This window comes from Nitrosomonas communis (genome assembly GCF_900114745.1).
Classification (GTDB): domain Bacteria; phylum Pseudomonadota; class Gammaproteobacteria; order Burkholderiales; family Nitrosomonadaceae; genus Nitrosomonas; species Nitrosomonas communis_A.
In genome coordinates this window covers 1-1750 of the sequence record NZ_FOUB01000168.1, presented here as the reverse complement: position 1 = coordinate 1750, position 1750 = coordinate 1, and the positions used below count along the sequence as shown (strand labels likewise).

The 1750-nt window shown below is 42.3% G+C and carries 2 protein-coding genes and 1 pseudogene; all 3 read left to right on the top strand.

Annotation, left to right across the window (positions count from 1 at the left end):
* Nucleotides 1-161: 161 nt before the first annotated feature.
* Nucleotides 162-410: pseudogene (locus BM122_RS23805) on the top strand (transposase); the annotation flags it as partial.
* Nucleotides 411-539: a transposase gene (locus BM122_RS23800; protein ID WP_371264970.1), complete on the top strand. Its 129-nt coding sequence runs from the start codon at nt 411-413 to the stop codon at nt 537-539. It begins immediately after the preceding pseudogene.
* Nucleotides 540-953: 414 nt separating this feature from the next.
* Nucleotides 954-1343: a hypothetical protein gene (locus BM122_RS22970; RefSeq protein ID WP_143083596.1), complete on the top strand. Its 390-nt coding sequence runs from the start codon at nt 954-956 to the stop codon at nt 1341-1343.
* Nucleotides 1344-1750 lie beyond the last annotated feature (407 nt).

Here is a 1750-nt window from a genome sequence, read left to right as displayed (position 1 = left end):
CATTCCTTATCATTTATATCTGTTTTGTATGACATTTCTTAGCTTGTTATCAAAATCCATGATTTTAATGGAAATCGTTTTGCCAGACAGCTTCTGAAATGGTCAGGTGCGCCGATTGAAGCGGTTGCCACCGATATGGGCCAAGCTTACACAGTGCGGTACAGAGCCATATTCCAGAGGCTCCATTAATATTCGATCATTTTCATCTCCTCAAGCTGTTTAATGAAAAACTGACCAAGCTGCACCGCGATCTGCAACGAGAAGCAGAGAATGGGTTGGGGAAGCCCGTTTTGAAAGGCATTCGTTGGCTGCTGCTCAAGCATCCTGACAATCTGGATGACACGCGCAATGAGCGCCAACGTCTGGAGGAAGCACTCAAGCTTAATGAACCCTTGGCAACAACCTGTTATATGAAATTGGAAGGCATCAACAACAAGATCACAACGTTATATAAAATGGCTTACGGCTTTAGAGATGTTGAATTCTTTAAGCTAAAAATTATGGCGTTGCATGAAACCAGTTATGTTCTGGTCGGTTGAATTCAAAGTACGCATTTACCGGATAAACCCAAGTATGCTCAAAGAAGTTAAAGTGTTGCCATATCCGTTCCACCGTATCATAAACACCGCAAAGATTTCCTGCCTCATCTGCAAATCGTGCCCCTACAGCAAAACCAATTGGTAGATGTCATTCTTTTTTCTTTGATTCAGCATGAATAAATTTTATTTCTTTAACTTCCCTAGGAGACTGAAGGCCTAAAGCCAGACTAAACAAGGTTTCACTATTCATTACTTAATAATGCCATACTCACTAAAATTCATATAGAGCCATATATAAATAGCCTATTATCTCCTCATTACCATTTCTTATGTTGGCAAACGTACAGAAAGGACGGGAAATCGCAGAGTAATATATAATAAAGTAATCTTGCTAGGCTGTCTGGAGGAAGTATTATGAAACATTATTCTGCATTAAATAAGAAGCAAATCGCAACAATCGTTAGTGTAATTATTTTTGGTTTTACGGGTACAGCTCATGCTGCAGGCGCTGAGGAACGCAGGGAGACATCGGGACAAGGAGATGCAATAGGGTCTGCTGCCGGGAGCACTTCAGATCAAGGTAATTTCCAGCGACAATCTGGTGGCTCAACCGGAGGTTCATCCAGCAGCTCAGCGAGGGGAGCCTCTAGCAGCGGTTCAACGGGAAGCTTTTCCGGCAGTGGCTCTCTTGGTGGCACGCCAGACTCATCCGCTGGCACCATGGGAGATTCATACGGTGGCTCAACTGGAGATAAATCCAGCGGCTCCGGAAGTTCATCGAGCCGAGGTTCCACAGGTCATTGATTTATTCTGTATCTCCTCGCCATAAGCGAAATCAGCAGGAATTAAGAAAAGCTTAGGATGCAGCAGTTATATTACTTTCCTTAAACGAGTCAAGTTATACCCCAGACTCTATTGGAAATATACTTGGTTATTCTTAATTAACATGAGTTCGACATAAGAAAAGCAGCAAAAAGAACCTGAATTCCTTATGATAAAAAGATTTAGGAAAAGAGTTTCATCATTATTCGTGAGAAGAAACCCTAGCTTAATATCAGACTCTCTCAAGCTCTTCCAGCTGTAGTGTAATGATTCTTATGTCGAACTCAAGTTAAATACTCACCGCTGCTTTGGCCAGTGGTCGTGCAGCGGGCTTGGGAGCTTTAACCTGGCTGCAAACTGGAAAAAAACTTTCATTAGCCACAGTTAGA

Bases quoted from the DNA above. Each gene is read 5' to 3' on its own strand.
- BM122_RS23800 (WP_371264970.1), top strand. From the start codon at position 411: ATGAAATTGGAAGGCATCAACAACAAGATCACAACGTTATATAAAATG.
- BM122_RS22970 (WP_143083596.1), top strand. From the start codon at position 954: ATGAAACATTATTCTGCATTAAATAAGAAGCAAATCGCAACAATCGTT.